General features: G+C 64.6%; 22 protein-coding genes. 7 read left to right on the top strand and 15 right to left on the bottom strand.

Annotation, left to right across the window (positions count from 1 at the left end; genetic code table 11):
* Window positions 1-3: 3 nt before the first annotated feature.
* From J2S96_RS03725 to J2S96_RS03705, 5 genes are all read right to left on the bottom strand, one after another.
* On the bottom strand, window positions 4-867 hold the full coding sequence (locus J2S96_RS03725) for an ABC transporter permease (protein ID WP_306860037.1): 864 nt from the start codon (window positions 865-867) through the stop codon (window positions 4-6).
* The gene (locus J2S96_RS03720; protein WP_306860626.1) at window positions 867-1,820 is read right to left on the bottom strand and encodes an ABC transporter permease; all 954 of its coding nucleotides are present in this window, start codon (window positions 1,818-1,820) and stop codon (window positions 867-869) included. The genes J2S96_RS03725 and J2S96_RS03720 overlap by 1 nt, the downstream gene beginning before the upstream one ends.
* A gap of 5 nt (window positions 1,821-1,825) precedes the next feature.
* Window positions 1,826-2,719, bottom strand: a complete 894-nt coding sequence (locus J2S96_RS03715) for an extracellular solute-binding protein (RefSeq protein ID WP_306860035.1) — start codon at window positions 2,717-2,719, stop codon at window positions 1,826-1,828.
* On the bottom strand, window positions 2,716-2,985 hold the full coding sequence (locus J2S96_RS03710; protein ID WP_306860033.1) for a hypothetical protein: 270 nt from the start codon (window positions 2,983-2,985) through the stop codon (window positions 2,716-2,718). The genes J2S96_RS03715 and J2S96_RS03710 overlap by 4 nt, the downstream gene beginning before the upstream one ends.
* A 175-nt stretch (window positions 2,986-3,160) precedes the next feature.
* Window positions 3,161-3,979 carry a COG4705 family protein gene (locus J2S96_RS03705; protein ID WP_306860031.1) on the bottom strand — a complete coding sequence of 273 codons (819 nt, stop codon included), beginning with the start codon at window positions 3,977-3,979 and terminating at the stop codon, window positions 3,161-3,163.
* 108 nt (window positions 3,980-4,087) lie between these two features.
* Here J2S96_RS03705 and J2S96_RS03700 point away from each other — a divergent pair, with 108 nt between their 5' ends.
* The gene (locus J2S96_RS03700; RefSeq protein WP_306860029.1) at window positions 4,088-4,402 is read left to right on the top strand and encodes a hypothetical protein; all 315 of its coding nucleotides are present in this window, start codon (window positions 4,088-4,090) and stop codon (window positions 4,400-4,402) included.
* 31 nt (window positions 4,403-4,433) lie between these two features.
* Here the strand turns inward: J2S96_RS03700 and J2S96_RS03695 are convergent, their stop codons facing one another.
* From J2S96_RS03695 to J2S96_RS03680, 4 genes are all read right to left on the bottom strand, one after another.
* Window positions 4,434-5,105: a response regulator gene (locus J2S96_RS03695; protein ID WP_306860027.1), complete on the bottom strand. Its 672-nt coding sequence runs from the start codon at window positions 5,103-5,105 to the stop codon at window positions 4,434-4,436.
* Entirely contained in the window at window positions 5,102-6,751 is a 1,650-nt protein-coding gene (locus tag J2S96_RS03690) for an ATP-binding protein (protein ID WP_306860624.1), read from the bottom strand. Before J2S96_RS03690 ends, J2S96_RS03695 begins: the two co-directional genes overlap by 4 nt.
* A 298-nt stretch (window positions 6,752-7,049) precedes the next feature.
* Window positions 7,050-7,499 (bottom strand): SRPBCC family protein, encoded by a 450-nt coding sequence (locus J2S96_RS03685; protein ID WP_306860025.1) that lies wholly within the window; start codon window positions 7,497-7,499, stop codon window positions 7,050-7,052.
* Complete coding sequence (locus J2S96_RS03680) at window positions 7,496-9,247, bottom strand: putative bifunctional diguanylate cyclase/phosphodiesterase (RefSeq protein ID WP_306860023.1); 1,752 nt, start codon at window positions 9,245-9,247, stop codon at window positions 7,496-7,498. The genes J2S96_RS03685 and J2S96_RS03680 overlap by 4 nt, the downstream gene beginning before the upstream one ends.
* A gap of 159 nt (window positions 9,248-9,406) precedes the next feature.
* Here J2S96_RS03680 and J2S96_RS03675 point away from each other — a divergent pair, with 159 nt between their 5' ends.
* On the top strand, window positions 9,407-10,018 hold the full coding sequence (locus tag J2S96_RS03675; protein ID WP_306860021.1) for a PadR family transcriptional regulator: 612 nt from the start codon (window positions 9,407-9,409) through the stop codon (window positions 10,016-10,018).
* Window positions 10,019-10,170: 152 nt separating this feature from the next.
* Entirely contained in the window at window positions 10,171-11,412 is a 1,242-nt protein-coding gene (locus J2S96_RS03670) for an amidohydrolase (protein ID WP_306860019.1), read from the top strand.
* Between the two features lie 507 nt (window positions 11,413-11,919).
* On the opposite strand, the gene J2S96_RS03665 is transcribed toward J2S96_RS03670, so the two are convergent.
* Window positions 11,920-13,554 (bottom strand): phospholipase D family protein, encoded by a 1,635-nt coding sequence (locus J2S96_RS03665; protein ID WP_306860017.1) that lies wholly within the window; start codon window positions 13,552-13,554, stop codon window positions 11,920-11,922.
* 107 nt (window positions 13,555-13,661) lie between these two features.
* Here J2S96_RS03665 and J2S96_RS03660 point away from each other — a divergent pair, with 107 nt between their 5' ends.
* The gene (locus J2S96_RS03660) at window positions 13,662-14,522 is read left to right on the top strand and encodes a phosphatase PAP2 family protein (RefSeq protein ID WP_306860015.1); all 861 of its coding nucleotides are present in this window, start codon (window positions 13,662-13,664) and stop codon (window positions 14,520-14,522) included.
* Here J2S96_RS03660 and J2S96_RS03655 read toward each other — a convergent pair.
* Genes J2S96_RS03655 through J2S96_RS03645 form a run of 3 tightly spaced genes read right to left on the bottom strand, consistent with a single transcriptional unit; the run spans window position 14,519 to window position 19,211 of the window.
* Window positions 14,519-15,502: an NAD-dependent epimerase/dehydratase family protein gene (locus J2S96_RS03655; protein ID WP_306860013.1), complete on the bottom strand. Its 984-nt coding sequence runs from the start codon at window positions 15,500-15,502 to the stop codon at window positions 14,519-14,521. The genes J2S96_RS03660 and J2S96_RS03655 overlap by 4 nt on opposite strands.
* On the bottom strand, window positions 15,499-18,195 hold the full coding sequence (locus J2S96_RS03650; RefSeq protein WP_306860011.1) for an alpha/beta fold hydrolase: 2,697 nt from the start codon (window positions 18,193-18,195) through the stop codon (window positions 15,499-15,501). The genes J2S96_RS03655 and J2S96_RS03650 overlap by 4 nt, the downstream gene beginning before the upstream one ends.
* A complete protein-coding gene (locus J2S96_RS03645) occupies window positions 18,189-19,211 on the bottom strand; it encodes a 3-oxoacyl-ACP synthase III (protein WP_306860006.1) in 1,023 nt (340 codons plus the stop codon). Before J2S96_RS03645 ends, J2S96_RS03650 begins: the two co-directional genes overlap by 7 nt.
* A gap of 182 nt (window positions 19,212-19,393) precedes the next feature.
* On the opposite strand from J2S96_RS03645, the gene glgX reads away from it, so the two are divergent.
* The gene (glgX, locus tag J2S96_RS03640) at window positions 19,394-21,445 is read left to right on the top strand and encodes a glycogen debranching protein GlgX (RefSeq protein WP_306859984.1); all 2,052 of its coding nucleotides are present in this window, start codon (window positions 19,394-19,396) and stop codon (window positions 21,443-21,445) included.
* A gap of 114 nt (window positions 21,446-21,559) precedes the next feature.
* Here glgX and J2S96_RS03635 read toward each other — a convergent pair whose 3' ends face one another.
* Both J2S96_RS03635 and J2S96_RS03630 read right to left on the bottom strand, forming a co-directional pair.
* Entirely contained in the window at window positions 21,560-23,914 is a 2,355-nt protein-coding gene (locus J2S96_RS03635; protein WP_306859982.1) for a hypothetical protein, read from the bottom strand.
* Between the two features lie 6 nt (window positions 23,915-23,920).
* Window positions 23,921-24,556: a peptidoglycan-binding protein gene (locus J2S96_RS03630; protein ID WP_306859981.1), complete on the bottom strand. Its 636-nt coding sequence runs from the start codon at window positions 24,554-24,556 to the stop codon at window positions 23,921-23,923.
* A 381-nt stretch (window positions 24,557-24,937) separates the two neighbouring features.
* On the opposite strand from J2S96_RS03630, the gene J2S96_RS03625 reads away from it, so the two are divergent.
* Both J2S96_RS03625 and J2S96_RS03620 read left to right on the top strand, forming a co-directional pair.
* Window positions 24,938-25,441: a hypothetical protein gene (locus J2S96_RS03625; RefSeq protein ID WP_306859979.1), complete on the top strand. Its 504-nt coding sequence runs from the start codon at window positions 24,938-24,940 to the stop codon at window positions 25,439-25,441.
* A gap of 102 nt (window positions 25,442-25,543) precedes the next feature.
* Window positions 25,544-25,714: a CsbD family protein gene (locus J2S96_RS03620; RefSeq protein ID WP_306859977.1), complete on the top strand. Its 171-nt coding sequence runs from the start codon at window positions 25,544-25,546 to the stop codon at window positions 25,712-25,714.
* Window positions 25,715-25,931: the final 217 nt, after the last annotated feature.

Genomic DNA, 25,931 nt, shown 5'->3' with positions numbered 1-25,931 from the left:
GCGCTATTTGATCTGGAAGCCTTCGGCGAGCTGGCCGCCGAGGATGTGCTTGTGCGCCGCGAGCATGAGGGCAACGGAGGGGATGGCCAGCAGGATCGAGAAAACGGCAGCCACCTGCGTGGGATAGTTCAGCACCAGGCTGTACATCTGGGTGGGCATCGTCATGAAGGCCGGCGCACCCACCAAATATGTACCTTGAGCTTCGTCGAAGGACGCCAGGAAAGACATCACGGCCGCCACGATAATGCCAGGCAGTGCCATGGGGAGGGTCACGGAAGCGAACACGCGCAATTTGGAGGCTCCGGCGTCGCGGGCTGCTTCCTCGAGGTTCCGCGGCACGGCAGCGAAGGCTGCCGCGGGAATCCACGTCATGAACACCACTGTGCCCAGCACATGCACCACCAGGATTCCCAACACGCTGTTCATGAGGTTCAACGCGTAGAAGAGCGCCGCGAGGGTGACGAACAAGCCCATTTTGGGGAAGGCGTTCGTCGCGAAAAGGCTGATCAGGAAGAAGCGGCGTCCGGGGAACTCGAAACGGGCGAAGGCGTAGGCCGCGGGCAAACAAATGATCGCGGACACCAGCACCGTCAGTGGAGCGAAGAACAAGGAGTTCTGTACTGCGATGCCGAGGGCTCCGTCGTTGATGACAACCTGCCACCAGCGAAGGGTCCAGTCGTCGGGAAGGAGGTGGGGGAAGGTCCAGTTGCCGGCGAATGCACGGACGCCGAGCCAAAGCAGCGGGCCAAGGATGAAAACGACCATGAGGACCACGAAGAGGCCCACCAGGGCACTGCGGACAATCGAGTCGAGCGTGAGCGGCCTGCGGATACGGGAAGCGGCGCGGGAACCAGCGTTGATGGCCATCAGGCTTTCCCCTGTTCCTTGGCGGAACGGAAGTTTGCCCACACATAGAGCGCGGCGATTCCGGAGGCGATCAGGAACACCGTGAAGGCCATGACGGCGGACTGCTGGGGTTGGTTGAAGGCGGAGAAGTAGTTGGACATGTCCACTCCGAGCATGTTGGGGGAATTGGGCCCGGTGAAGTACGGGACCGTGAAGGATCCAACAATCCCGATGGCCGTAAACGTCGTGGCGATGATGATGGGGACGGCCGCCATGGGAACGATCACCGAGACAATCGTGCGCAAGGAGCCTGCACCGGCGTCGCGGGCTGCTTCGATCATGGCATTCGGCACGGACTGCAGTCCCGAGGAGACCATCAGCACGGCGAAGGGCAGCGACGTCCAGACCGAGCCGATGATGACCGTGACCATGGTGAAGGCCCATACGGGGAAGTCAAGCCCGGCGAGGGCAAAGACGCTGCGCAGAAAACCCGTGCCGGAGTAGAAAGTCAGGATCGCCCACGAGGCGATGACCACCGGGATGAAGAGCGGCACGATCGCCAGTCCGGAGAGGAGGCGGGCCATCCGTCCGCCCTTGAGCTTGAGGTAGAGCCCAATGCCCAAGGCCAGGAAGATGACCGTTGCCGTGCCCACCAGCGTCACGATGATCGTGACCAGGAGGTCCCCAAGGAAACGCTTGTTGGTGAACATTTCCTGGTACGCGGCCAGGGTTCCCCACCAGGAGTCTGCCTCGTGCACGTTCTGGCCGATGATGGCGATGGTGTGGTTCAACCCGCCGGTCAGGCCGATGCTGAAGCCGAAGGCAAGAACGATCGGGAAGCCGACGAAGAGTGCGATCAACAGAATCGGCGGGAGTGCCATGAAGAACCCGACGGCGCCCTCGCCCAGCCGCTTAGGGCGCGTGGCACCCGCCGGCGGAACTGCTTGCTGCACATCCGCCGGCTTCTGCAGCATGGTTGTCACTGGCCCGGAACCTTCTGGTCCCAGAGGTTGTTCAGGTCCTTGCCCATCTGGTCGAAGTACCCTTTGCGCAGGTTGTTGGTGTCTGCGTCCTTGAACTTGTCCTTCACATCCGCCGGCAGTTTGTCCAGGCTGATGGCCGGAAAACCGGACATGTCCTTGATGATCATGGTCTGGGCGTCCGGTGAGAGGACGAAGTTGGCGAGCTTCAGCGCGGCTTCCTGGTGGGGCGAGGACTTGGGAATACCGAGGTAGGCGGCGCCGCCCGTGAAGGACGGGTTGCTGATCTGGGTGGCCCTCACGGTGGACGGGATCTGGCCGTTGGTCAAGCCGGTGATGAACTGGTCAGACCACACCGGGGCCATGGAGATTTGTCCCTTGGCGAGCAAGTCAAGCGTCTGCTGGTTGCCGTTGGGGTAGACGCCGTTCTGGAAGACGGACGAGTTGAGGTCCTTCAAGGTCGCAAAGCCTTGGTCCCAGTACTTCTCAAGGTCCTTCTCATAGCCCACCGTCATCTTGGCGCGGGCGTCGGCAGGAACGAACTTGTCCAAAACGGTGGCAACGAAGGCGCCACCGGACCCTCCCGACTTGGGCGAGTTGTAGGTGAACTTGCCCGGGTTTGCCTTGATCCAGGCGAGCAGATCGTCAAGGGTCTTCGGCGGAGTGGCGACTGTTTTGGTGTCGTAAGCCAGGAGTACGGCGGAGCCGCGGTATGGGATGCCACCCGTGCCACCGGCCTTGAGGACGTCCTGCGGGACATCGTTCAGGGCGGAAATCGTCTGCGAGCTCACGGGGGTCAGCAGATTTGCCGCGGAGGCCTTCGGAACGAAGCCGCCATCCACCAGGTCGAAATCAGCTTCCTTGTTCTGCTCCGTGGCGCTGGTCAGTTTCACAGTGTCTGGGCGTCGTGCTCGCCGTGCAGATCGAGGGTGACCTTCACGTTGTAGCCGGGGTTGGCCTTCTCGAAAGCGGGAACAAGGCTCTTTTCCCACAGGTTCTGGACGTTCGTGTCGCCACTGATGAACACGGTGACGGTCTTGTCGGGGGATGCGCTTGAGCCAATGTTCTGGGCAGAAGCGGTGCTGCTTTGAGCGCAGCCGGTCACAGCGGTGGCTGCAACAACGGCGACGGCGGCCGCTGCTAGAAAGCGGTTGGTCATGGTGTTCCTTCATCTTGTCTCGAAAAGTTCCCCCAGTGCGGGAACCACCTTCCAAGGGCAAGGTGAAGGTACGGGTCATGGGCTGTGAATCCGCGGTTAACCGGAAACAGAATTCATGCAAATATGTCAGGACATACGAACAACTCAGCATGAAATCTCGCGCCGATGAATTGCGCTACTTGCGGGCTCGCTTCCCATTGATCGTCAGGAAAGTGACAAGGACTGCTATCGCCGCAGCCAGGGCCAGGCTGACGGGGCCGGTCCCCAAATCGAGCCCTCCTCGCTCGGGGGAAACCGCGGTCCAGTCAGAAAGGGACGCCCCCAACGGCCGGGTGAGGATATACGCGAACCAGAAGGCCGGGATCGCTGCCAGCAGCCGACGCCAGTGGGCTAGCGCCGGAAGAGCGATGATGGCCGCGAACATGATGCCTGAAGCGAGGTAGCCCAGGCCAAGCGTGTAGGCGGTCAGGTCTCCGGTAGCCGTGCCGAGCGCGAAAGTTGTCAGCACCGCAGCCCAGTAGAAGATCTCCCGACGCCGGGTGGTGATGCTGTGGATGGAGAGGGTCTTCTCGCTCCGGTGCCAGAGCAGGAAAACGACGGCGAGCGCCGCGGTGAAGAACAGGGTCGACGCCAGGTACGGGACGCCAAGTCCGACGTGCACGGCGTCCGCGGCCATGGTCCCAAACACGCTGACCATTGCTACGGCGGTCCAGTACACCCAAGGGATGTAGCGGCGGACCCGGAACTGCAGGACCAACGAAACCACCAATGCCGCGAACCCGAGGCCCAGAGCGACCTCGGGTTCGAATCGGTGGACGAGAAAGTCCGACGTCGTCTCGCCCATCCCGGTGGTGAGGATCTTCACTACCCAAAACAGGACGGTTACCTCGGGTACTTTCGAGGCGGAGGCTCGCACGACGGCGTTTTGCCGGTGCTCGACGACGGGTACGGTGTCCTTGGTCCGGGGTGTAGCGGTGAGTTCTTCGGGCATCATGGCCCCTATTGTCCATGGCTTTCCCGAGCGTTTCCCGAATACGACGCGTGGCGTCCGCCCTGACACGGCACCCCCAGCACCCGGCCCAATTCGCGGGATAATGGAACTATGGCCGATCAGGATCAGGATCCTTGGGACGAGTTCGACAGGCTCAAGCCCGCGGGGCACGATCGCGTCCAGGGCTATCCCGGCGGAGAACCCTTGGGTTTTGGCTTCCAGACGGGGGTGCGGAGCGCAAGAGTGGCCTTCGGTTTCGCTGTCTACACGCTGGTGCTCGGAACCGTTCTGGTCCTTGTCGGGATCATCGACTTCATCGGGACGGGCGAATGTCTGTGGCTTGCGTTGATGGTTCTCATCGAGGCCGCCTTCATTTATGGCTTCGTCCAGTTGGCGCACCAAGCGCGCAATCGGCGCTCGGTCTAGGCCACCTGCGCCGGCCACCTGCGCCGGCGCCTCAAGCCCTGCGGGGCAAGTACGTATTCACCGGGCGTCCGGTCGAACCGTAGGCCAGATGCAAGTCAACGAGGCCCTTGCGTTCGAGTTCACTTAGATAACGCTGTGCCGTGGGGCGGCTGATGCCGACGCTGCCCGCAATCTCCGAGGCACCCAAAGGTTCTGTGGAATGAACCACCATGTCGAGGACTTTTTGCATGGTCGGCGGCAAGCGCCGTGGTGCTTTGGCGGGGAGAGCCGTCCGGCGCAGGCTGAAGAGCTGGTCCACGGTCGCTTGGTCGGCCACGGTCCGGGACTCCGCCTCCAGCCGCCAGCGCCTATAGGCCTCGAGCTGGGTTTGCAGTTGCTCGAAGCCAAAAGGTTTGACGAGGTAATACACCGCTCCCCCACGCATGGCAGCCCGCACGGTCTCAAGGTCCCTCGCGGCGGTGATCATGACGGCGTCGAGCTTTTCGCCGGCTCCCTGAAGGGACCGCAGCAGGCTGATTCCGTCTTCATCGGGAAGATAGACATCGAGGAGAAGCAGGTCTGGTTTAAGCCGCTGCACGGCTTCCCTGGCTTCCGCGGCGGTATGGGCCTCACCGACGCATTCGTATCCCTCGATTTTTGCCACGCGGCTGGCGTGGATGCGCGCTACGCGGAAGTCGTCGTCGACCACCAAGGTGCGGATCATTCTATTGATTTTCCTGTCATGGCCGTGGCTGCGGATTCCGCGTGCGGTTCCGGCAACCAGATTTCAAAGCGTCCCCCGGGGCCCGGGAAAACATCCATGGTGCCTCCTGCGCGGTGAACGATCCGGCTCACCAGCGCAAGGCCTATCCCACGACGCATTCCCGGCCGCGCTTCCTTGGTGGTGAACCCATCCGCGGTGATCGTGCCCACCAATTCTGCCGGAACACCGGGCCCGTTGTCGGTCACGCAGATGAATATGCCCGAGGAATCGTCCAGTTGGATGGTCACCTCGCGTGGCGCTGGCTGCTCGGCGAGGATTTCGACGGCGTTGTCCAGGAGGTTTCCGACGATCGTCAGCAACGCTTGCGTTTCGAGGAACGGTTGCCGCAGCTGCGAATCGTCCGTCACCGAGATCTGGACATCCTGCTCCGCGGCCACGGTGATTTTCGCGAGCAGCAGGGCGGCGAGCTCCGGGGGCTCGATCCGCGAGCGCAGGCCTTCGCCGAGCGAGCGGGAGGTGTCCGAAATCCGCGATACGAAATTCCGTGCCTGGTCCACGTCTCCAAGTTCCAGGAGTCCGTCCACCACGTGGAGACGGTTTGCATACTCATGTTCCTGGGCGCGCAAGGCCTCCATCAGGCCTTCGACGGAGCGGAGGTCGCGCACCAATTCCTCAACCTCGGTGCGGTCGCGCAGGGTGACCACCGAACCTATGCTCCTTCCAGCCAGGGCGACGGACATCCGGTTCACCACGAGCAAGGCATCTTCGGTAATGACGATCTGGTCGGTGCCGCTGATCTGGCCGGTCAGGAGGGAACGCAGCCGCCCGGGTGGCAGAAGATCCTCGATCTTCTCCCCCAGCACGTTTTCTTCCAAGTGCAGCAGGGAGCGTGCCTCGGAGTTGATGACGGTGACCCGGCCGTCGTCGTCGAACCCGATCATCGCTTCGCGGATGCCGTGCAGCAGGGCTTCGCGCTCCTGCAGCAAGGACGCAATCTCCACCGGTTCCAGATCGAAGGTGACCCGCTTGATCCTGCGCGCCAGCAAGGCGGAACCCATGGCGCTGATCACGAGGACCACGGCTGAATAGCCGGCGATGAGCAACACCTGCTTGGTGAGCTCGCTGCTTTCCGTGGTCTCCAGGATTCCCACCGAGACCTGCCCGACGACGGTTCCGTCCGCCGCGCGCACCGGCGCCTTGGCGTTGACTGAGTCGCCGAGGCTGCCTTTGTCGATGCCGACGTGAGTCTGCCCGTCAAGGACCGCCACCGGTTCTTCCAGGGTCTGTCCGATGAGGCTTGGATTCGGGTGGGAGAACCGGACACCCTTCCGGTCGGTGACGACGACGTAGTCCGGCTGCGCTTGGGACTGGACCTTGCTCGCAATCGCCTGAATCGAGTGCGTGGGATCCCCGTTCCCCAGCGATGTCACGATTTCCGGCATTTGCGCCACAGTCGTGGCGATGCCCAGCGCCCGGAGCCTGTACTGGTCTTCCAGGGTCTGGTTGCTGATCTGGGTGTAAAGCAGCGCGCCCAATGTCACAGTCACAAAGAGGATGCAGAGCAGCCACACCAGGATCTGGGAGGCAAGGGGCCGCGCCTCCCAGCGCGCGCCGAAAAATCGCAAGCCACGCAACTCTGGATGCACCGCCAACCTCTTCCTTCTCTCCCAGTAGCTTATGTGACAAAGTTCACGGCTACTACGGCCCATGCTCATGGACTCGGCGAGGGTAGGACCGCCAGTCCTAGGAAAAGCAGGGGGCGGCACAGCTGCTGACATCGTCTTCCGGAGCGCCTAGCGTCGACAACAGAACCTTGAAGGACGGCGGTTCCGCCTTTGAGTATTCGGGTTTCTGGATCGCGACCGTTTTGCACCGGGCCGCGTGGGCAATGGAACCTAAGGTGCCGGCCTTCCGGGAGCCCTAGCAGGTGCCTCCCTTAGCCCGTCAGCTGTCCATTTCGGCGAGGGCCTGACCGAGCCGCGGGAGCACGTGGTTCCGCCATCCACCGCTCATGATGCGGTGCGATGCCACGTGCGTCGGTTCGCCGGGCTCGAACCCGTCGTGAACGAGAAGCAGCCGGGTGCCCGCGTCCTCCGGCGTGATTGACCAGGTCACCGTGCTGTTGAGGCTATTTCCGGACTGTGCGTCCCGCCACGAAATACGCAGTAGTTTCTCCGTTTCCAGGTCGAGGACTTCGCTGGCCACCAAGCCGCTGAAGCCGACGGCGGGAACCGGAATGCCGCGCATCTGGAACTGGTGTCCGACGGTTGCTTGGAAGTCGTTTTCCATCAACCAACGGGCAATCAGCCCGGGTTCCGTCAGCGCCCGCCAAACCTTGGCCGGCTCATACGGCAGGAATTCTTCCACCTCGATGGTTGTAAGTTGTTCATTCATGAGTTGCCCTTCGTCTTGTTCGTGACCATCCTAAATTCCGAGGGCGCCATCGGCGGGGCGATCAAATATCCTTGGGCGGTGTCGCAGCCCAGCTCGCGCAAGATATTCAATTGCTCCTGCCGTTCCACTCCTTCGGCAGTGACCCGGGCGCCCATGGCGTTGACCGTTTGAATCAGCCCTCGGACAATAGTCGCAGTGTACGGCTCGCTATCGATGTCCCTGACGAAGGCCTTGTCGATTTTCAGCGTAGTCAGCGGAAGGACCCGAAGCATGGCCACGGACGAATAGGCGCTCCCGTAATCGTCCAGTGCGACACCGACGCCCATGTCGATCAATTCGCGCAACTGTGATGCCACGGCGGGTACGTCGACTATTGCCATCCCTTCGGTGATCTCAATTTCCAGCATTCCGGCAGGAATTCCGTGGCGGTTCGAGGCTGTCCTGATGTCGGAGGGGAGCGTGCCGCTCGCGAACTGGACCGGGGAGACGTTCACCGCGATGTGCCGGGGCGTGCCGGCGTCAATCCAAGAGCGGGACTGGGCGCATGCTTGTTCCAGCACCCATGCCCCGATCCTGCGGATCTCCCCGGTCTGTTCTGCGAGCGGGATGAATTCATCCGGTGCCACTGGGCCGATTTCCCGATCGTTCCAGCGCAAGAGCGCTTCGACTCCAGCTTCCTCCCCGGTCGCAAGATCCAAGACCGGCTGGTAGTGGAGAGTCAGTGCCGAGTGGTCAACGGCAGAGGAGAGTCGACGCCGGATGTGCGCCTGGCGCGCGAACGTTGCGGGTTCTTGGCACGGTCCGATACGGCCGATACGTCCTTTGCCTTCCTGCTTGGCCCGGAGCATCGCGCCGTCCGCATGCCGGAGCAGGACTTCGGGGCCCGCGAGCATGTCCTCCGCGATGATATCGACGCCCAAAGCCAGTCCGATAGTCGCGCTGATGCGCAGTTCGCACCCGTCGGGCGCGAAAGGGGCTTCCAGGCTGTCCAGGATGCCGGTCGCGACCGCACAAGCGGCGTCCTCGTCGACGTCGGTGAGGAGGACAGCGAACTCGTCGCCGCCCAGGCGCACCAGGGAGCCTCGGTGTCCGACGCTGCGCGCGAGCCGCCGGGCGAATTCTGTGAGCACTGCGTCTCCGACGCGGTGGCCGTAGGTGTCGTTGACGGATTTGAAGTCGTCAAGGTCGATGAAAAGGATTCCCACGTCGGGCAGCCCCGCGCCGGCGCTGATGTCAGGGCAATGCTCTTCGAGCATCCTCCGGTTGGGCAATCCGGTCAGCGGGTCGTGGAGCGAGGCATGGCGGAAATGCGCGGAAACGGCGGCGAAGATATCCGATACCGTGACAACCCGAGGGCCGGTGGGGCCCAATACCAACACATCCTGATACCGCTCGCATTCCGGCCTCTCCAGGACGGCTTGCGCAGCGGACTGCAGGTCCAGGTCGGCAGGCATGGTCGTGCCCGCGGGTGGCAAGAGTTCCGAAGCAGACCGTCTTGTATTCAGTGCCCGCCCGTAGCCGAGCCTGCCGGCGAGCTGGAACTCCAGGTGGTCCCGTGTCAGCAGCCCGAATGATTCGCCCTGTTCGATGACGACGGCCCTGAGGCTGCGGTCGTTCCGGAACATGGCATCAATATCCGTGGCCGAAACGGTATTTGGCACGACGAGGGCCGCCACCCCCAGGTCCCCTATGGAGGATGGGAGTGGGCTCAGGAGGGAGGGCACGGGGCTGCCACCTTTCGAAGACACGGTCTTCTTCTTACCACCCGGACATGAACCGCTTGGCCGGCACTTGTTTAACGACATTCAGCGATATATCGTTAACTATCGCAGAAGAAGCTGCGAGCCCACGGGCAAAGCTATACAAACCCATACACATCCCAACAAATTCGGAAGGACGATGCCGTTATGAAAGGCATTCACGACAACAAACACACAGATTGCGGACCGGATATGGGCCGCTTCGGACGCGGCCGGAGCCGTCGCGGACCCCACGGACACGGTGGTTTCGGACCGGGCCGCGGGTTTGGACCAGGCCGCGGTTTCGGTCCGGGATTCGGACCGGGGTTCGGTCCCGGCGGACCTCGTCGGGCCAACAAGGGCGACGTCCGCTTCGCGATCCTTTCCCTGCTGGCCGGAGCGCCCTCCAACGGGTACGGACTCATCAAGACAATCGCCGAGAAGACGTCCGGATCGTGGCGCCCTAGCCCGGGTTCCGTCTATCCGACGCTGCAGCAACTCGTTGACGAGGAGCTCATTGCACCTGTCGGCGAAGGCCGGCGCACCGAGTTCACACTGACCGATGCCGGAAAGGCATACGTAGCGGAGCATGCCGAGGAGCTGGAAAATGCGTGGAACATCGATCCGGAAGGATCAGGACCCGCTTTTCACCAGAGCGTGGCAAAGCTCATGGGGGTCATCCACCAGTTCCGCTTTGCCGCAACCGAGGAACAACGCGCAGCCGCCATGGAAAAGATCGACGAAACCCGGCGAGCGCTGTACCACATCCTCGCTGACTAAAACCGCCGCCTTCGAAGCCGCGACGCGGGGTGGCCCTCATCCCGCTCGCGGCTTCCTGCACTCCCCCGGTTCGCTTTCCGGGTCTATGCTGGGTTTCCCGGTTGCGCCCGCCCGCCGAGGCGCCCCGAACTGCTAGCGAGAGCGGATAGTCCATGAGTGGTTGCGAAGCGGTCTTGGCAAGCCTTGAAGCGGAGCTCGGCTGGATCGGGGACACATACATTGATCTGCATAGACATCCGGAGCTGAGCCTCGAGGAGCAAAGGACTTCGAAGCTCGTCGAGGGCAAACTCGCGGAGTTCGGCTATGCCGTAACCCGCGTCGGGGGCACCGGCGTCGTCGGAGTCCTCGCGAACGGGAACGGCCCGACGGTGCTCGCCCGCGGGGACACTGACGCACTACCCGTCACCGAAGCCACCGGGCTGCCTTATGCGTCGGCCGTAGACGGGGTCATGCACGCGTGCGGGCACGACCTGCACGCCGCTGCGCTGCTCGGCGCCGCCAAGCTCATGGCCGATGGCCGCGCGGCATGGTCAGGGACGTACATCGCGCTTTTCCAGCCTGGCGAGGAGATCGGAGCCGGATCCCAGGCAATGCTCGACGACGGCCTCGTCGCCAAAGTGCCGCGGCCCGACGTCGCCTTCGCCCAACATGTGATGCCCATCCCGGCTGGGACGGTCGCCACCACGGCCGGCCCCGTGCTCTCTGCCGCCGACTCGCTCAGGATCACGGTGTACGGGAAGGGCGCGCACGGCTCAATGCCGCACATGTCCGTTGATCCCGTGGTCCTTGCGTCCGCGATCGTGCTCCGGCTGCAGTCCGTCGTCTCGCGGGAGACCAAGCCGGGCGACTTCGCGGTTGTCACCGTGGGGGCGCTCAACGCGGGAGCGACGGCGAACATCATCCCCGACCTCGCCACCCTCCTTCTGAACATCCGCACGTATGACACCCATGTCCGTGCATCGGTGCTCGCGGCCATCGAACGGATCGTCAAGGGCGAGTGCTCCGCGGCTGGATCACCGAAAAGCCCGGAATTCGAGTACTACGACCAGTTCCCCCTGACCAGCAACGACGCGATCGTGACGGAGAAGGTTCGGGCCGCATTCTCCGCCCACTTCGGGGCACACTCCGTGCGCACGGCACAAAGACAAACGGCTTCCGAGGACTTCAGCCGCATTCCGGACGCCTTCGGTGTGCCCTACACGTTCTGGCTCCTCGGCGGCGTGGATCCCGAAAACTACCGGGCCGCCGTCGAACGCGGGACAGTCGCCCAGGACATTCCAGCCAACCACTCCCCGCTCTTCGCGCCAGTGATCGACCCGGCGCTGTCCATCGGGGTCCAGGCCCACGTGGTCGCGGCGATGTCCTACCTGGCCACGGAGGGCGCAACGCAATGAGCGACGCAGCTTAGGAGTACCACTGCCACTCAGGCGGGGCCCAGCCGGCAGGAACCTGATGGCTGTCCTTTGTGCCGCATCTTGTGCAGCTGTAGCTTGCCGACGCCGGCCGTAAACCGCTGCCATCGGCCGCATAGACCGCGGGAACATACTCATGGACTACCAAGGGAAACCCAGGGCCGCACCGCCCACAAGCCGGCACCCTGGGCGGCGCCGCGGGAACACAGGGACGATGAGTAGCCATTCGATGTCCAGCACGAGCAAGTGTCATGTTTCTCCCTCACGTCTTCATCGGTCGGGAATCGGTGTCGGCCAGGTCCCCGAGTTCAAAGTTCATGCCCGGGCGCTCACATCTTGCGAATGAATCCAATGGGACGGCCAGCGGGTAGTGGGTCAAACTTTATGCCAGGATTCCTTCGAGGGCCATGGGCAGGCCGTAAGTGATGGTTAGCAATCAGTTAGGGCGGAGCGCTTCGAGTCTTACCTCGAACCGGGTGGTGCAGCGTATTAGAAGCGGGTAGTGCCGCGTAGCCGTCTGGGGCGGCCGTCCGGGTCCGCGACGAAGCGGCTGATCGGATCGGCCCACAGCCGTTGGAGGGACGACACGGGCTCCGTGGTGTGGTGCCGGACGTTCCCGCTCGGCCGAGGCGAACGGCGCCCGGTTTCATGCCAGCGGTCCAGAAGATCTGCGGCGGTGTTCCATAGCTTGAGCCCGCCCGCCGTGTCGTGGAGCCGGGGATCGTCCTGCTCCAAGCCGAGGTGTTCGGCCCAGAGCTGGAGCCGGAGACCGCGTGCCAACGGACGGGAAGCGTCCTGGCCGTTCTCCGCGCCGGGCAGGCGCTCGGCGGCGGTGTCTCCGTGGGCGTCGGCGGCGGTGGTGTCGAGGACGGCGCAGCTGAGCTCGCTGTCGGTGGTCCAGGACCGGCGGTTGAAATTGTCCGAACCGCAGGTGAACCAGGTGTCGTCGATGATGCAGATCTTGGCGTGGACGTAGATCGGAGTTCCGGAGCCGTTCTCCAGGTTGAACACGCCGACCCTGTCCGGTGCGGTCCGGCGCAACATCTTGAGGGCGCGCAGTTGCCCGATCCGGCTTGCAGGCCCCATGAGCGGGCCGTCGGAGTCAGGGTAGCGGGGCACGACGGCGATCACCTTCAATTCGCGGTTCCGTTCGAGGGCCGCTGCGATTCCGGCTGCCACCTCCGTCGACCACAGGTACTGGTCCTCGATGTAGATCAACGACCGGGCACGGGCGAAGGCCTTCGCGTAGCCGCGGGCAATGCTGCGTTCGCCTTCGGGAGCGAACGGGAACGGGGGGTGTTTCACCCCATAGGTACGCAGCAACTGCACGGAATGAGGGCCGGCCGGTGGTGGCGGCGGCGCGGTGGCCGGGAGCGGTTTGGGGTGCCGGGGCATACGTGCCAAACGCTGCAGCAGCATCCTGTAGGGGGTGCGTCGGTCCAGTGGATGCGGGTCGTTCCACCGTTCAGCGAACACGGCCAGCACATCCGCGACTACAGGGCCACGAAGTTCGAGCGCGGCATCGTGCCACGGGGGACGTTTCCCGTACCGGGGATCAATGGCCACAGCTTGCGGGTCTCCCGCGTGGTCGGCGTCGTCCCTACGGCTGTGGGAAAGGTCCAGGCCGCCAATGAAAGCGACGTCCCGCGACGGATCGTCACGACGGCGGATAACGAACATTTTCTGGTGATGGGAACCGAACAGGCGTACGCGCTGATCCAACAGTACTTCCCCGCCGGCGTCGTTGATCTTGCGGCTGAGGAGTTCGTTGGATCGGCCGCTCATCGGGGCCGACACGCGCTCTCCGTGGGACCTCCAGACAAGGCCCCGCACTTCCACCCCCGCCCGTGCCAACCCAGCGAGCACGTCCCCGACGGACGGTCCGTCCGCGAGCAGCCGCTCGTCGGCGTCGCCACGCCAGTCGGTGAACCACACGCGGTCTCCCGCCTGCAGCGCGGCCAGTTCCTCGTGCAGGCGCGCGAAGTAGCTCGCTCCGTGAACCAGGGGCCGCACGAGGTTGCCCTCCGACCACGCAGGAGACCCGGCAGCACCCGCGTGCACGTCGGTGGCCAGGTTCCCCCGCTCAGCGCGACTCAGGAACCATGTGCCCGCATCACCGTCCACTCAATGCTCCTTTCGGGTCCGAGGCCGATCCTCCAGTGTCCGGCCGTCGAATAGCCTAGAAGGTAAGCTTACTGATCAAGTCCACGCGAAATGGAAGGCGGAAGACCATGGGTGTCCATCCCCAAGGAAGGCCGGACGACGAGTCGGCCGGGGGTACAGGCGAACTGGCCGACGACCGGTTCGTGGGTGAGGCTGATCTGGCCCGGTGGAAGACCCCTGCCGGCAAATGGCTCGCCTCCCGCGCGCAACGCCTCAGCGAACGCCTCGGCCCGTACGGTGCGCTGATCCTGATCCTTGCTGCCGGAGCGGTAGTGGCATCGTTGCTGGCCTTCGCGACGGGCTGGGTGTACGAGGCAGTGACAGAAGCCGATGGCGTGGCCGCCCTGGACCACCCGGTATTGGAGGCGGCGAAGAGCCTGCGCAGCCCCGCGCTGGACGCCGCTGCCACTGCCTACACCGATCTCGGTGGAGGAATCGGGATGCCGATCCTGGCCGTGATCACCACCGCCGTGTTGGTCCTTCGGCGGCGCTCCTGGACCCCGGCGATCCTTATTGTGACCGCCGCGGCCGGCTCCCTTCTCATGACAATCGCCGGCAAACAGCTCATCGGACGTGCCCGTCCCCCGCTCAGCGACGCTGTGCCGCCTTACGAGTACTCCCCCTCGTTTCCCAGTGGGCATTCGCTGAACTCCTTCGTGATCGCCGGAATTGTCGCCTATGTGATCGTGCTGCGTTGCCGCTCCCGCCGGGCCCGCGTCTGGACAGTTACCGCCGCGGCCCTCTTCGCCCTGACCATCGGCCTCAGCCGGGTCTTCCTGGGCCACCACTGGCTCACGGATGTCCTTGCGGCCTGGACCCTCGGCGCCGCCTGGCTCGTCCTGGTCATCACCGCCCATCGCCTTTACCTCACCGCCCGAAAGACTGAAAAGCTCAGCCACTCCCGAGGCAGGGTTCACCCTAGCGCTTAGCTCGGTGAATGCCCGGATCCATAGTGCACGGCCAGCCGTGCCAGGCCGTCATCGAGCGAGACCGTGGGCTTCCAGTCGAGGAGTTCGCGGGTCTCGCGCTGGTCGAACCAGTGGGCGGTGGAGAGCTGCTCGGCCAGGAACCTGGTCATCGGGGGCTCCTCTTTCCGTCCTGACCAGGTCCAGATTTTTTCCACCACCGCTCCCGCCGCCCGCGCCACCCCGCCGGGCACAGCCCATGAAGGTGCGGGGACGCACCCTGCGGCGCAGATACCCGCAAGCAGTTCGCCGACCGGGCGGGGCTCGCCGTTGCTCACCACCAGCGGCCTGCCATGGACGTGTTCCATGCGGTGCAGAGCGGCGACGATGGCCGAGGCTGCGTTGTCCACATAGGTAGTGTCGATGAGGGCGGCACCGGCGTCGAGCAGCGGCAGGCGGTTGCGGCTAGCGCGGGCCAGGACCCGTTCCACGAGTTGGGTGTCGCCAGGACCCCAGACAATATGGGGGCGCACCGCTGCGACCCGGAAGTCCGGACCGTCCGCGGCAAGCGCCAGCAGCTCCGCCTCGGCCTTGGTGCGGGAATAGTTGCCGTGAGCATGCTTCGGGTCAGCCGGTTCCGCGCCCAGCCCGACGATGGCCGTGCCGGAGTTGGCCACGGACGGGGAGGAAACGAAGACCAGGTCCCGCACGCCGGCCGCACGCGCTGAACGGAGCACGCGGCGGGTTCCTTCGACATTCACCTCGTCGAACTCCACCGCCCGGCCGGTAAAAGATACTTTCGCGGCCAGGTGGATGACTCCTTCTGCCCCCTCGGCTGCTCCCCGGAGCGCTGCATCGTCCGTAACGGACCCCCGGAAGTCGGTGGCGCCGTCGACCCCTGAGGGGCGGCGCTGGAACGTCGTCACGGCATGGCCCTGACGCACCAGCAGCCGGGCCACTTCCCGCCCCAGGAGCCCGCTCGCGCCGGTGACGAGGACCCTCACGGCTCTCCCGGCCGGCCGCCGGCCAGCACCCGTGAGGCCCAGCGGGACAGCCGGGTCCTGTCGATCTTGGCGTTGTGGCGGACGTCGGTGGGCTGCGCCGGGACTACGAGAACCGCGGAAACGTCGACGCCGGCCTCCCTGGCCGCCCCACGGACACGTTCCGCGAACTGCGGCGAAGCAAGGCCGGCTTTGCGGGAAGGAGGTACGGTCTCGACGACGGCGACGACGGCCTGGGTCCCTGCCGGTCCGACCCCGGTGATGGCGGCCAAGCCGACGCAATCCAAGCGTTCGATCGCCCGTTCGGCCCCCACGGGCGTCACCACAACCCCGGGCGCCGTCACGACATGGGCGAGACGTCCCTCCACCCAGAGCCGGCCTGCGGCGTCGAAATGCCCCACGTCGCCTGTGCGGTGCCATCCGGGCACGCTGGCGCTCTCCCGTTGGGTCAGCCAGAGCCTGTCATAAGCTTCCTTGACGTGCGGGGCGCTGACCAGAATCTCGCCGGTCACGCCAGCCTCCGTCACGGCATCGGACCCAGGTGCGGTGCCATCAGCAGCCAGCGGGACGACGGCGAGACTCGCGCCATGCACAGGCTTCCCCACGCACACGCCATTCCCTGCCCCCGCAACAGTGCCGGCGGTGGCCTCGGCATCGGCGGCCTGGACTTGTGCAAGGCTGATGTCGGTGACCGGGAGTGCTTCGGTCATTCCGTACGGGGTATGCAGCGAGGCCCTTGGCAACAGCCGCTGCACCCGAGCCAGAAGCGGTTCCGGGACGGGGGCGCCCGCGGAGAGAAGCAATTCGACCCCTTCCAGGGCTTTGTGCCCGGCCGCGGAGACGCCATCCTGGGTGGCAAGGACGTTGCGCAACGCCGCCGGGGAGGCGAAGACCACTGTTGCGTCTATTGCCGTCGCGGCATCAGCGAGCGCGCGAGCCGTCAGAGTGCGGGGTGCGGTAACGTCCATGGCCGGCGTCACCGAAACCGCTCCGAGCGCCGGCCCCAGCAAGGCAAACGGGGCGAAACCCGCCACGAGCCGTGCGCCGGAACGGATCCCGAAAGTTTCGGCCACCGTATCCCGCATCGCAGCCAGCTGCCCGTGGGTATAGAGCACGCCTTTGGCTGGGCCGGTGGAGCCGGAGGTGAAGAGCACGGCGGCTGGCGCAGCCGGGTCCGCGGTGTTCGTGGGGAGCCCTGGACCAGCGCTGCCGCCTTGGCCGACCAGGGCGGCGAGGGACGTTTCGACGCCCAGGATTCGGCGCCGGGCAGCCGGGAGGTCCCGTACGCTGATCCGCCGTCCCGGCCAGCCGAGCACTGCGGCGGCCGCCAGCGCCTTCTCGATTCCGATGACGAAATCGGCGGTGGCGCCCTTGAGCGCCCGGCCCATGCCCTTGGTTCCCAACCCGGCGTCGGCGACCACAACTACCGCGCCCAGCCGCAAGCACGCGTAGAGCGCTACCGTGAGGTCCACTCCGGGTGGAACCATCAGGCTCACCCGGCTGCCGCTCCCCACTCCGGCTTCCCGCAGCCCCGACGCAAGGTCACGGATGTTCCGGTCCAGCTGATGCCAGCTGAGCGAGCGGCTGACTTTGCCGTCCGGAGCCATTTCCGCGACGGCGATATCGCCTTTCGCAGGCCCCGTCCCCCGTTCGCCGAGCGAATCCCAAAGGGGCCGGAATGTTCCCGGCGCCGGCTCGGCGGCATCGTTCAGTCGCTGGTCGCCGGCCGTTGTCGCTTCGGCTGCCGGAGACCCGCTTCCGCTCACACCGCCGTGCACGGCGAGCCACTGGAACACGGGTGTGGCAATGTCCCGGTCTTCCGCCACGAGATGTCCTGCGCCTTCGAAGCGGTGCACGTCCGCGTGCGGAAGCCGGCTGACGAGATCCTTGAGGTACCGGTCGGAAAAGATCGGATCGCGGGGACCCCAGAGCATCAGGGCCGGGACCTTCAGCCGGCGCAGGCCTTCCGCTATGCGTGTGAGCTCGGGAAAGCTGGGATGGGAGGCGTCTGCGGGAATATCCGCAACAAAGTTCCCTACCCCGGCCCGGCGGCGGGCTCCGCGATAAGGAGCCATGTAGGCCTCTCGAATATCGGCGGACAGCGGCGGGTGCGCCAGCGAGTGCGTCACCCGCAGAAAGGCGTCCGACGTCGTCGTGCCCCACCGATGCACCACGGGGTGCAAGGCAAGCCGGAGGGCCGGCGGAATTTCCGAACCGGCCGGCTGGTGGACGGCAGTGTTGGTCAGTACGACGCCCGCAAGCTGCTCCGGGTGCGCCAAGGCCCAGCCAAGGCTGATCACGCCGCCCCAGTCGTGGCCCACCGTCACGACCGGGCCGTCCAGGCCCAGCGCGTCGCTAAGGTCGCCGAGGTCGTTGACGCGGTCCGCCAAGCGCCGGAATGTGCCGCTGCGCTCGGAGTAGCCCATGTCCAGTTGGTCCACCGCCACAACGCGCCATGGACGGGCCGCGTTGGATCCGGCCGCGAGCAGCGTCCGCCACAGATATGACCAGGTGGGGTTGCCATGCACGCACAGCAGGGTACCGACCGGAGCCACACCACGGCGGGCGAGCTGGGCGCCGTTGTCCAACAGGTGCCAGCGGCGCACTGTGCCCGGCGTATCCACTGCCGATGTGGACCTTACTCCGATTGTCCGGGACCATTCCGGGTCTACTCCAGGCCAGTTGGTGGCTACCAAACGATCTCAACCATCCCCGCGTTCAGCCCGGAACCAACACCCATGCACAGGACGCGGTCCCCGGAGTTCAGTGACTGCGCCTCGGCGGCCAGCGTCATGGGGAGCGACGCAGGGCCCACGTTGCCCCAGTGCGGGAACGTGATCGGAACCTTATCCGGATCCAGGTCAATGGCATTGATGATCGCCTGGGTGTAGGCATTGCTGACTTGATGCGTGACATAGCGGTCCATGGCCGCCCAGTCCCATTCAGGCTGGGCTTCCCGCCAGGCATCGACGACGAGCTGAAGTCCGCCGTCGAGCAAGCCTTTGGTGTCGGTGGTCATGCCGTCGATGCCTCCCACGCACAATTCGTGGTGTTCCGTTCCGGCACGCATCACGCCTCCGACAAGCCGATGCGCCCCAGGGTGCTCGTCTGCGGGGCCCAAGACGGCTGCGGCGGCCCCGGAGCCAAGCGTCAGGGTGGCGAACTCCCGGCCGAAGTCTTCGCGCGTGGTCTCAGGCCGCTGCAGTCGTTCCAGCGTGGCTTCCTGGGTAAGCTGCGCGTCCTCGCCGTTGACGATCATCGCGTACTTGATCTGGCCGGAGTCGATCATGTTGGCGGCGAGGATTAAGCCGTTCACGAATCCCAGGCAAGCGTTGGCCAGATCGAAGTTCATGGCCGACGACGGCAGGCCGAGATCATGGTGGATCTTCACCGCCACGGACGGCTCGAGGTTACGCCTCGTGACCGAGGTATTGATCAGAAGGCCGATTTCGGATGCCTCGACTCCGCCCTCGGCCAAGGCCTTTGCGCCCGCTTCGACCGCAGCATCATCGAACGATGTCCCGGAGGCCCACCAGCGGCGGTGCGTGATACCCGCCACGCGCTCGAGCAGCCGCGGCGGGAACTTCAACCGCTGCAGGGTCGAAGCCAAGCTGCGGTCGAAATCCGTGGAACTCACGATCCGCGGAGCCTCGATACAACTCACAGAGAGGAGCGCGGTGTTGCTGTGCCTGAAGGTTGCATTCCCTGCCAAGTCAAGCCCCTCTTCGTTTCCTTGCTGCATTCTTGCGGCGACTGTACATAAGCGCAAGCTCAAGAACTTAACTATGCCGCTCCGGCTCCGAATCTTGCGTATTTTGTGTGGAATCCCGCAACAGAAGTTTATAAGCATGCTTACTATACTGGGCTGACCACTTCCATAGAAACGAGCATCGCATGACTTCGGCTGCTGCCACACGTTCCCTTCCATACCCGCTTGGCGTCACCCTGAGGGACGGCGGCGCGAATGTCGCCATCTACTCCCAGACGGCCGACGCGGTGGAAATCTGCACGTTCGACGACGACGGCGTCGAGACCCGTACCGTCCTGCCGGAACGGACCGGACACGTATTCCATGGCATGGTCCCCGGAATCGAAGTCGGGACCCGCTACGGCATCCGTGTCGACGGCGCCTGGAACCCGGACGCCGGGCTGCGGCACAACACCAACAAGTTGCTGTTGGATCCGCATGCGACCGCGATCGAGGGTGGTTACGAGTGGGGCCAGGCTGTCTTTGGCCACGATCTGCATAACCCGGCCGTATTCGACCCCACGGACTCTGCCGCATCGACGCCCCGCTGCGTGGTCACGGACCCGTCCTTCGACTGGGACGCCGGGGGCGCCGACGTCGCGCCGCGGATCCCGCTTGCCGAGACGGTGGTCTACGAGGTCCATGTCAAGGGCTTCACGGCGCAACACCCGGACATTCCCGAGGAGATCCGCGGCACCTACGCCGGGCTCGCGCACCCGGCAGCGATCAAACACCTCACGGACCTGGGCGTGACCGCCGTCGAGCTGCTTCCGGTACACCAGTTCGTTCAGGACAGCCACCTTGAAGAAAAGGGCCTTCGTAACTACTGGGGCTACAACAGCATCGGCTTTTTCGCTCCGCACGGCGACTACAGCTCGGCAGGCGACGGCGGTGGCCAGGTCGCCGAGTTCAAAGCCATGGTCAAGGCCCTCCACGCGGCCGGGCTCGAAGTCATCCTCGACGTTGTGTATAACCACACCGCCGAAGGCAACCACATGGGCCCCACTTTGTCCTTCAAAGGCATCGACAACGCCGCTTACTATCGCTTGGTGGAGGGTGAGGAGTCTGCATACTTCGACACGACCGGAACCGGCAACAGCCTCAACGTGGGCCACCCGGCGGCGCTTGGCCTGATCATGGACTCACTGCGGTACTGGGTCACGGAGATGCACGTGGATGGCTTCCGCTTCGACCTGGCCACCACCCTGACCCGGCAGGACGGCAGCGCCGAACTGCACAGCGCCTTCCTCACCCTGATCCAGCAGGACCCGGTACTGGCTCCGGTCAAGATGATCGCGGAGCCCTGGGACACTGCCGGCTATCAGGTGGGCGGATTCCCGGCTGACTGGTCCGAGTGGAACGGCAAGTTCCGCGATGACGCACGTGATTTCTGGCACGGCGGCGAGAACGTGCTCGGCGACTTCGCCCAGCGCTTCCTGGGCAGCCCGGACGTGTACGAGGGCAGCCGCCGCGCGCCGGTATCAAGCGTCAACTTCATCACCGCGCACGACGGTTTCACGCTGGCGGACCTCACTGCCTACGCCGAAAAGCACAACGACGCGAACGGTGAGGACAACAACGACGGCGAGAGCGACAACCGCTCGTCGAACCACGGCATTGAAGGCCCCACCGATGATGCCGCCGTCATCGAGCTCCGTGACCGCCAGCGCCGGAACTTCCTGGCGACCCTGCTCTTGTCCACCGGCGTGCCAATGATCCTGGGCGGCGACGAAATGGGCCGAAGCCAGGGCGGAAACAACAACGCCTACTGCCAGGACGACGAAATCTCCTGGTTTGACTGGAACAAGGTCGACACCGGACTTTTGGAGTTCACCACGGAGCTGATCACGCTCCGGCGGAACAACCCGTCGCTGCGGCCGCACTGGTTCCGCCAGGCACCGGAAGCCGGCAGTGCCGACTCCGTCCAGGTGCTACGGGCCGACGCCGAGGGCTTCAGTGAAGAGGACTGGACCGAGGACCACCGCGCCATCACCTTCATACTGGAGCACGACGGCGCCGACGCATTCGCCATTCTGCTCAACGCCGCGGAAAACGGCGTCGAATTCAACGTTCCGGCAGCGCCGCTGCAGGACTGGGAACTGGCACTCTCGACCGACCCGGATCAGCAGGTGGAACAGCCGTTGAGCACACTCATCGTGCGCGACCGTTCTGTCACCGTCCTGCGTTCCCGCGCATAGCTGCTTCCGTGGCATGGCCCGACGGGCTATGCCACGGAAGCAGTTCCACCGAGCTGTGCGACCCGGCTGTATGCCACCGAGCCGGCACGGCCCGTTCCAGCATGCGGCGGAGCTTTAGGGGGTGGGGCTGACGGCGGGCGCAGGCGGTTGGGTAACAACGGACGCGGTCTGCACCGGTGCAGGGCTGCCGGGCGATGCGGGGGTGGGCGCCGGCTCGGGTGCGGAGGGTGTAGCCGCAGGTTCGGGCGGGGCCGGCTGGCCCGGAGTCGAGCTTGACACTGGCCCCGGCGTTGCACCAGCGGGAATCGTGGGGCCTTCCGAGGGTATGCCGGTGGGCGACGCGGTGGCGGTCGTGGTTCCGTGAGTTGCCGAGGGATCTTCCTGGATGATCTTTTCGATCTGGTTCTTGTAGTCAGACAAGCGTGCCTGAAGCTCGGAAAGGGGCACATCACGGATGTTTGTACTGAACTGCCGGATCTGGTCCCATACCTTCGCCAATTGGTCCATCCCTGCCGGGCTCAAGGGCCCGTCGAGGGTAAGGACAAGCTGGTTGGCCAGAGCATAGCTCAGGCACTGGACACAGTTGTAGTTTGCAGCTGCCGAGAGGTTCTGGGGGACGATCACCTTGGTTTGTCCCACGATCAGCACCACCTGGAAGGCAACGGCGACCGCCCCGCAGTCCTTGCAACTCGCGAAAGCATAGGCCTCATTCTTATTGAGTGCCGAGCCATCCTCCACCCACACCAGGGCGAATGCGACATCGTAAACCACCGACCCATCGCGGGTATTCACGGCCAACGCCTGGTTCCCACCGTCGCCGGGGGGAAGCGGCTTGTCGAACGGGAAAACCCAGGAAGGTGCCGGCGCCGGTCCGGTTCCTTGCTGCACTTTCGGGACGAGGACCATGGCGAGCTCGGGGTGGTCCGCCGTCGGCCGGGGGCTGCCGGAAGGCCAGATCGCGGCCAGTTCTCCCTGTCCGCCCTGCACCAAGCCGCTCGGACTCGGCGTCACTGACGACAACGCATCGATAACTGTGCCGTGCTCGTAGGGTTGGATCGGCCGGTAGCTGCGGCTGTTCGGCCACCAGGCCGCCGCCAGCAATGCCGCGATCAAAACCGCGGCGATCACCACGGCACCGCGCCGCCCAGGCTTATTCCGGGTCTTGCGCCACACCACCTGTGCTCCCTGCCGCAGCATGCGGAACAAGATGAAGAAGATGCCAAGAATGGGCAGCGCAACGGCCAGGATCATGAGCACTTGCGCAGCGACGGATGCTAAATCCCCGCGGTTCCAGCTTTCGACGAGGGCTATCTGTCGGCGGCTGACGCTCACCCATGCAGTGGCCAGGACCCGCGGAAGCGTGAGCACCATCATCACGAGGCTGGAAAGCAGCATTGGAACCACAATGAGGACCCAAAGGCTGACCACGGCGCGAGCCCACGGTTTGAGTATCTTCGACTCGGGGCGTCCCCAACGCCAAGGCAGCAGCCCCAGAAGCGTGGGCCGGATCCGTTGAAAAAGATCCGGAACCCCGGTGAGATCGGCGAGCACGTGATAGCCATCGAACCGGACGATGGGAAGCAATTGACGCACCATCTGCAGAATCTGGGTCAGGACCACCAGGAGAAGCGCGTCATAAGCTGTAGCCCACCAGATACCCATGATGAGCACGGTAACTATCGCGTTGAAATACAGGCCGCCGAGATCAGTACGGACGCGCCCGGCACGCCCGAGCCGGTAGGAGTCTGTCACGTCCGTGTAGAACGCCGGCCAGAAGAGGTATAAACCGGCACCCATCGCGCCAGGGGCGGCTCCGCCGTAACGGGCCGCGGCGGCGTGGCCGAATTCATGGAACCCCGCAGAGAGGACCGTCGCCGCAACCACGAGCAGTAGCAGCACGGGATTCTCAAAAGCGTCGTATGCAGCGGAGGCAAGGCCCTTGTCCACCAGCACCCACCAGCACACGAAAAAGAAGGCGGCCAAGACAGGCACCACCACGACGGGGTGGAAGAGACGGGCAAAAGGCGCTGTCAGGCGCCTGGTGGTGTTCGGATCCGTGATGGAAAAGCGGAAACGCAGGCTCAGCAATGGATTTGAGCGCTTCACCTCCGGCTGTGATCCATCCGCCAGCTCCAGCAGTCCCAGAGGCCGAAGCTGGGAATCGATCAGGCTGGCGACGTTTCCGACGCTGACTTTTCGACCGAATTCGGCGCTTACTTCCTGGGCGATCTCCTCCAAGCTCCTACGGCCGTTAATCGCGGACAACAGAAGATAGAGGAGCCGGGTCAGCTGCAGCGTTTGACCGTCCGCACGGCGGACAAGGGCAGGGGGCTCGCGGTAGCCGGAACCCTGCATTTCCCCGATCAGCTCTACGCCTTGCGCGCGTGCCGGGGGAATCGGATCCGTCGGCCGCCCCGGCGGCACCGTCAAACTGCCTTGGTTCGCCGGCCCGCCGGGAGACACCGTCATCTTCGCTTACTGCTGCAGATCGGAGTGTTGCGTCGACGTAGCTGTCGCCGCGCCGGTGACATGCTGGTTGATGATGGCGTCCTGCTGCGAAGCAGCCACCGCGTTGCTGTCAATTGACCCGATGTTGGCCGCCACACCGGCGTCGATCGGAGCGGCGACGTTCGCGTTCGCAGCAACAGCACCGTTGATCGGGGCGGCGATGCCGGCGTTGGCATCCAGATTGACGTCTACGTTCAGCAGGTTCCCGTTCACTGCATCCGGGCTTGCCACGGTTTGCGGGGCCGGGGCCGGGGCGGGCTGCGGAGTGCTGGCCGGGGCCGCCGCATGGCCCATCGTGCTGTCCTGGGTGGAATTCGCCGTCGCGTCAGCGTTGATCCCTTGATCGATCAAGGCACCCTGATGGGCCACACCGGCGGCAGTCGAGCCGAGCGACAGAACATTCGCAGACGCAGACGCGTCAATTGGCGCCGCTACGTTGGCATTGGCGGCAACGCCCAAATCGATCGGGGCCGCAGCCTGAATGCCCAGATTCAGGTCGGCATTGAGGTCAAGGATCGAAGCCACCTCCTTGTCCGGCAGGGCCGTAATCCCCTCCGCAGCCAACTCATCCGCGGACAGCCCAAGTTCTTGCTCTTCGTTCATGACAACTCCGTTTCCGGCGCAAGAAGCCTTCCCCGCGCGCTTCGAGTAATAAACAAGCAGCCAGACCCGCATCAGCAACACGGCTTCACCGGGCATTCGATGGAACGACAGCGCAGTGCGGGAATGGATCCCCCCAAAGCATCGCCCGCACAAATACTAAGGGTACTGTTGAATTTTTGCCAGCAAGGCGGGCAGAGCTTTCGACTTCCGCTCCCCCGCCCCTCCCAAGGCGCCGAAAGGCTCGCCCCGGCCATGACCAGCAATGTGAAAACCCGGGCGGATCATACGCCACCACGAGTGCATGCCGGGAAGAACTAAGCTTGCTTAGCATTGGCGCTTTCGATCGCCGGAGTCGTCAGAACTAAGAGGTGGATTACGACTTTGAATCAGGAATCAGCACTGGCCGAGGGCCCGGTCCAGGCGAATACGACGTCGCGGCGCGGCTTGCGGACCCGCAGACCAGGGCGCCAGGCCCCCCTTGTGCCCGAGGAACCGCTCGTCCGGGGGTTCCACTACACGAAGCAGATCCGCCAGGTCGAGGTTCTTAGGGCGCGGGGCGAGCTCCGAAAGGCCTTGGATCTCGCGCTGGAGTGCGTTGCGGCCGCCGAATCGGATCTCGAGGCGCGTCGAATGGTCGCTGCTTCATCCAATGAGGGGGTGCTGAGCCCGCCCCCGCCCTCGGTCACCTGGCTCGCATGCCAGCTGTCCCGGGAGTTGGGGGAATACCAGATGGAGGCGGCCCTGATCGAAGGCTGGTTGGCACACCTGCAGATCGGTCAGGAGCAGGATCTCGACGGGATCGGCGAGCAAATGAAATGGAGGCTGGCCACCGCGCGGGAGCTCCACCGAACGGGGCCGGGACCGGCCTGGCGTCGCGCCGAATAGCCGGATCCCGGCAGGAGGCGCAGGGCAGCCTCGCATGATAAGTTTGCTTAGTATTGTTCGGCCCGTCGGGATCCCGGCGGGAAGCCTATCAAGGAGGCCAACATGGGTTTGGGCGACAAGATCGAGAACACAGGCGAGAAACTGACCGGCAAAGCCAAAGAGGGCGCCGGGGAAGCAACCGACGATAACAGCTTGAAGGCCGAGGGGAAGGCCGACCAGGGCAAGGCTGACCTCAAGCAGGCCGGGGAACACGTCAAGGACGCGTTCAAGTAAACCCACGCATCATCCGCGGACCGGGGAGGGGCGCACTACGGTGCGCCCCTCCCCGGTCCCGCATAGCCTGGTCGGTCCCCTCACCACTCAGGTAACCTGATCCTGCACTTACTTCCCGACGGCCGCTCTCAGAGAGCGGGACCGCCGTCGGAACGGGATTGCCCGGCAAGAGCCGGCCCCGGGCTCCTCCTCCCTTGGTCCGGGAAAGTAAGGGTAT

The organism is Arthrobacter bambusae, from assembly GCF_030812595.1.
Classification (GTDB): Bacteria; Actinomycetota; Actinomycetes; order Actinomycetales; family Micrococcaceae; genus Arthrobacter; species Arthrobacter bambusae_B.
This window is presented reverse-complemented; position numbering and strand designations above follow the sequence as displayed.

Excerpts from the sequence above, each read along its gene's own strand:
- J2S96_RS03670 (WP_306860019.1), top strand. The coding sequence starts at position 10,171 with ATGAGTGGTTGCGAAGCGGTCTTGGCAAGCCTTGAAGCGGAGCTCGGC.
- glgX (WP_306859984.1), top strand. The coding sequence starts at position 19,394 with ATGACTTCGGCTGCTGCCACACGTTCCCTTCCATACCCGCTTGGCGTC.
- J2S96_RS03685 (WP_306860025.1), bottom strand. The coding sequence starts at position 7,499 with ATGAATGAACAACTTACAACCATCGAGGTGGAAGAATTCCTGCCGTAT.
- J2S96_RS03725 (WP_306860037.1), bottom strand. The coding sequence starts at position 867 with ATGGCCATCAACGCTGGTTCCCGCGCCGCTTCCCGTATCCGCAGGCCG.
- J2S96_RS03695 (WP_306860027.1), bottom strand. The coding sequence starts at position 5,105 with ATGATCCGCACCTTGGTGGTCGACGACGACTTCCGCGTAGCGCGCATC.
- J2S96_RS03710 (WP_306860033.1), bottom strand. The coding sequence starts at position 2,985 with ATGACCAACCGCTTTCTAGCAGCGGCCGCCGTCGCCGTTGTTGCAGCC.
- J2S96_RS03635 (WP_306859982.1), bottom strand. The coding sequence starts at position 23,914 with ATGACGGTGTCTCCCGGCGGGCCGGCGAACCAAGGCAGTTTGACGGTG.
- J2S96_RS03630 (WP_306859981.1), bottom strand. The coding sequence starts at position 24,556 with ATGAACGAAGAGCAAGAACTTGGGCTGTCCGCGGATGAGTTGGCTGCG.
- J2S96_RS03660 (WP_306860015.1), top strand. The coding sequence starts at position 13,662 with ATGGGTGTCCATCCCCAAGGAAGGCCGGACGACGAGTCGGCCGGGGGT.
- J2S96_RS03720 (WP_306860626.1), bottom strand. The coding sequence starts at position 1,820 with ATGCTGCAGAAGCCGGCGGATGTGCAGCAAGCAGTTCCGCCGGCGGGT.
- J2S96_RS03705 (WP_306860031.1), bottom strand. The coding sequence starts at position 3,979 with ATGATGCCCGAAGAACTCACCGCTACACCCCGGACCAAGGACACCGTA.
- J2S96_RS03620 (WP_306859977.1), top strand. The coding sequence starts at position 25,544 with ATGGGTTTGGGCGACAAGATCGAGAACACAGGCGAGAAACTGACCGGC.
- J2S96_RS03675 (WP_306860021.1), top strand. The coding sequence starts at position 9,407 with ATGAAAGGCATTCACGACAACAAACACACAGATTGCGGACCGGATATG.
- J2S96_RS03700 (WP_306860029.1), top strand. The coding sequence starts at position 4,088 with ATGGCCGATCAGGATCAGGATCCTTGGGACGAGTTCGACAGGCTCAAG.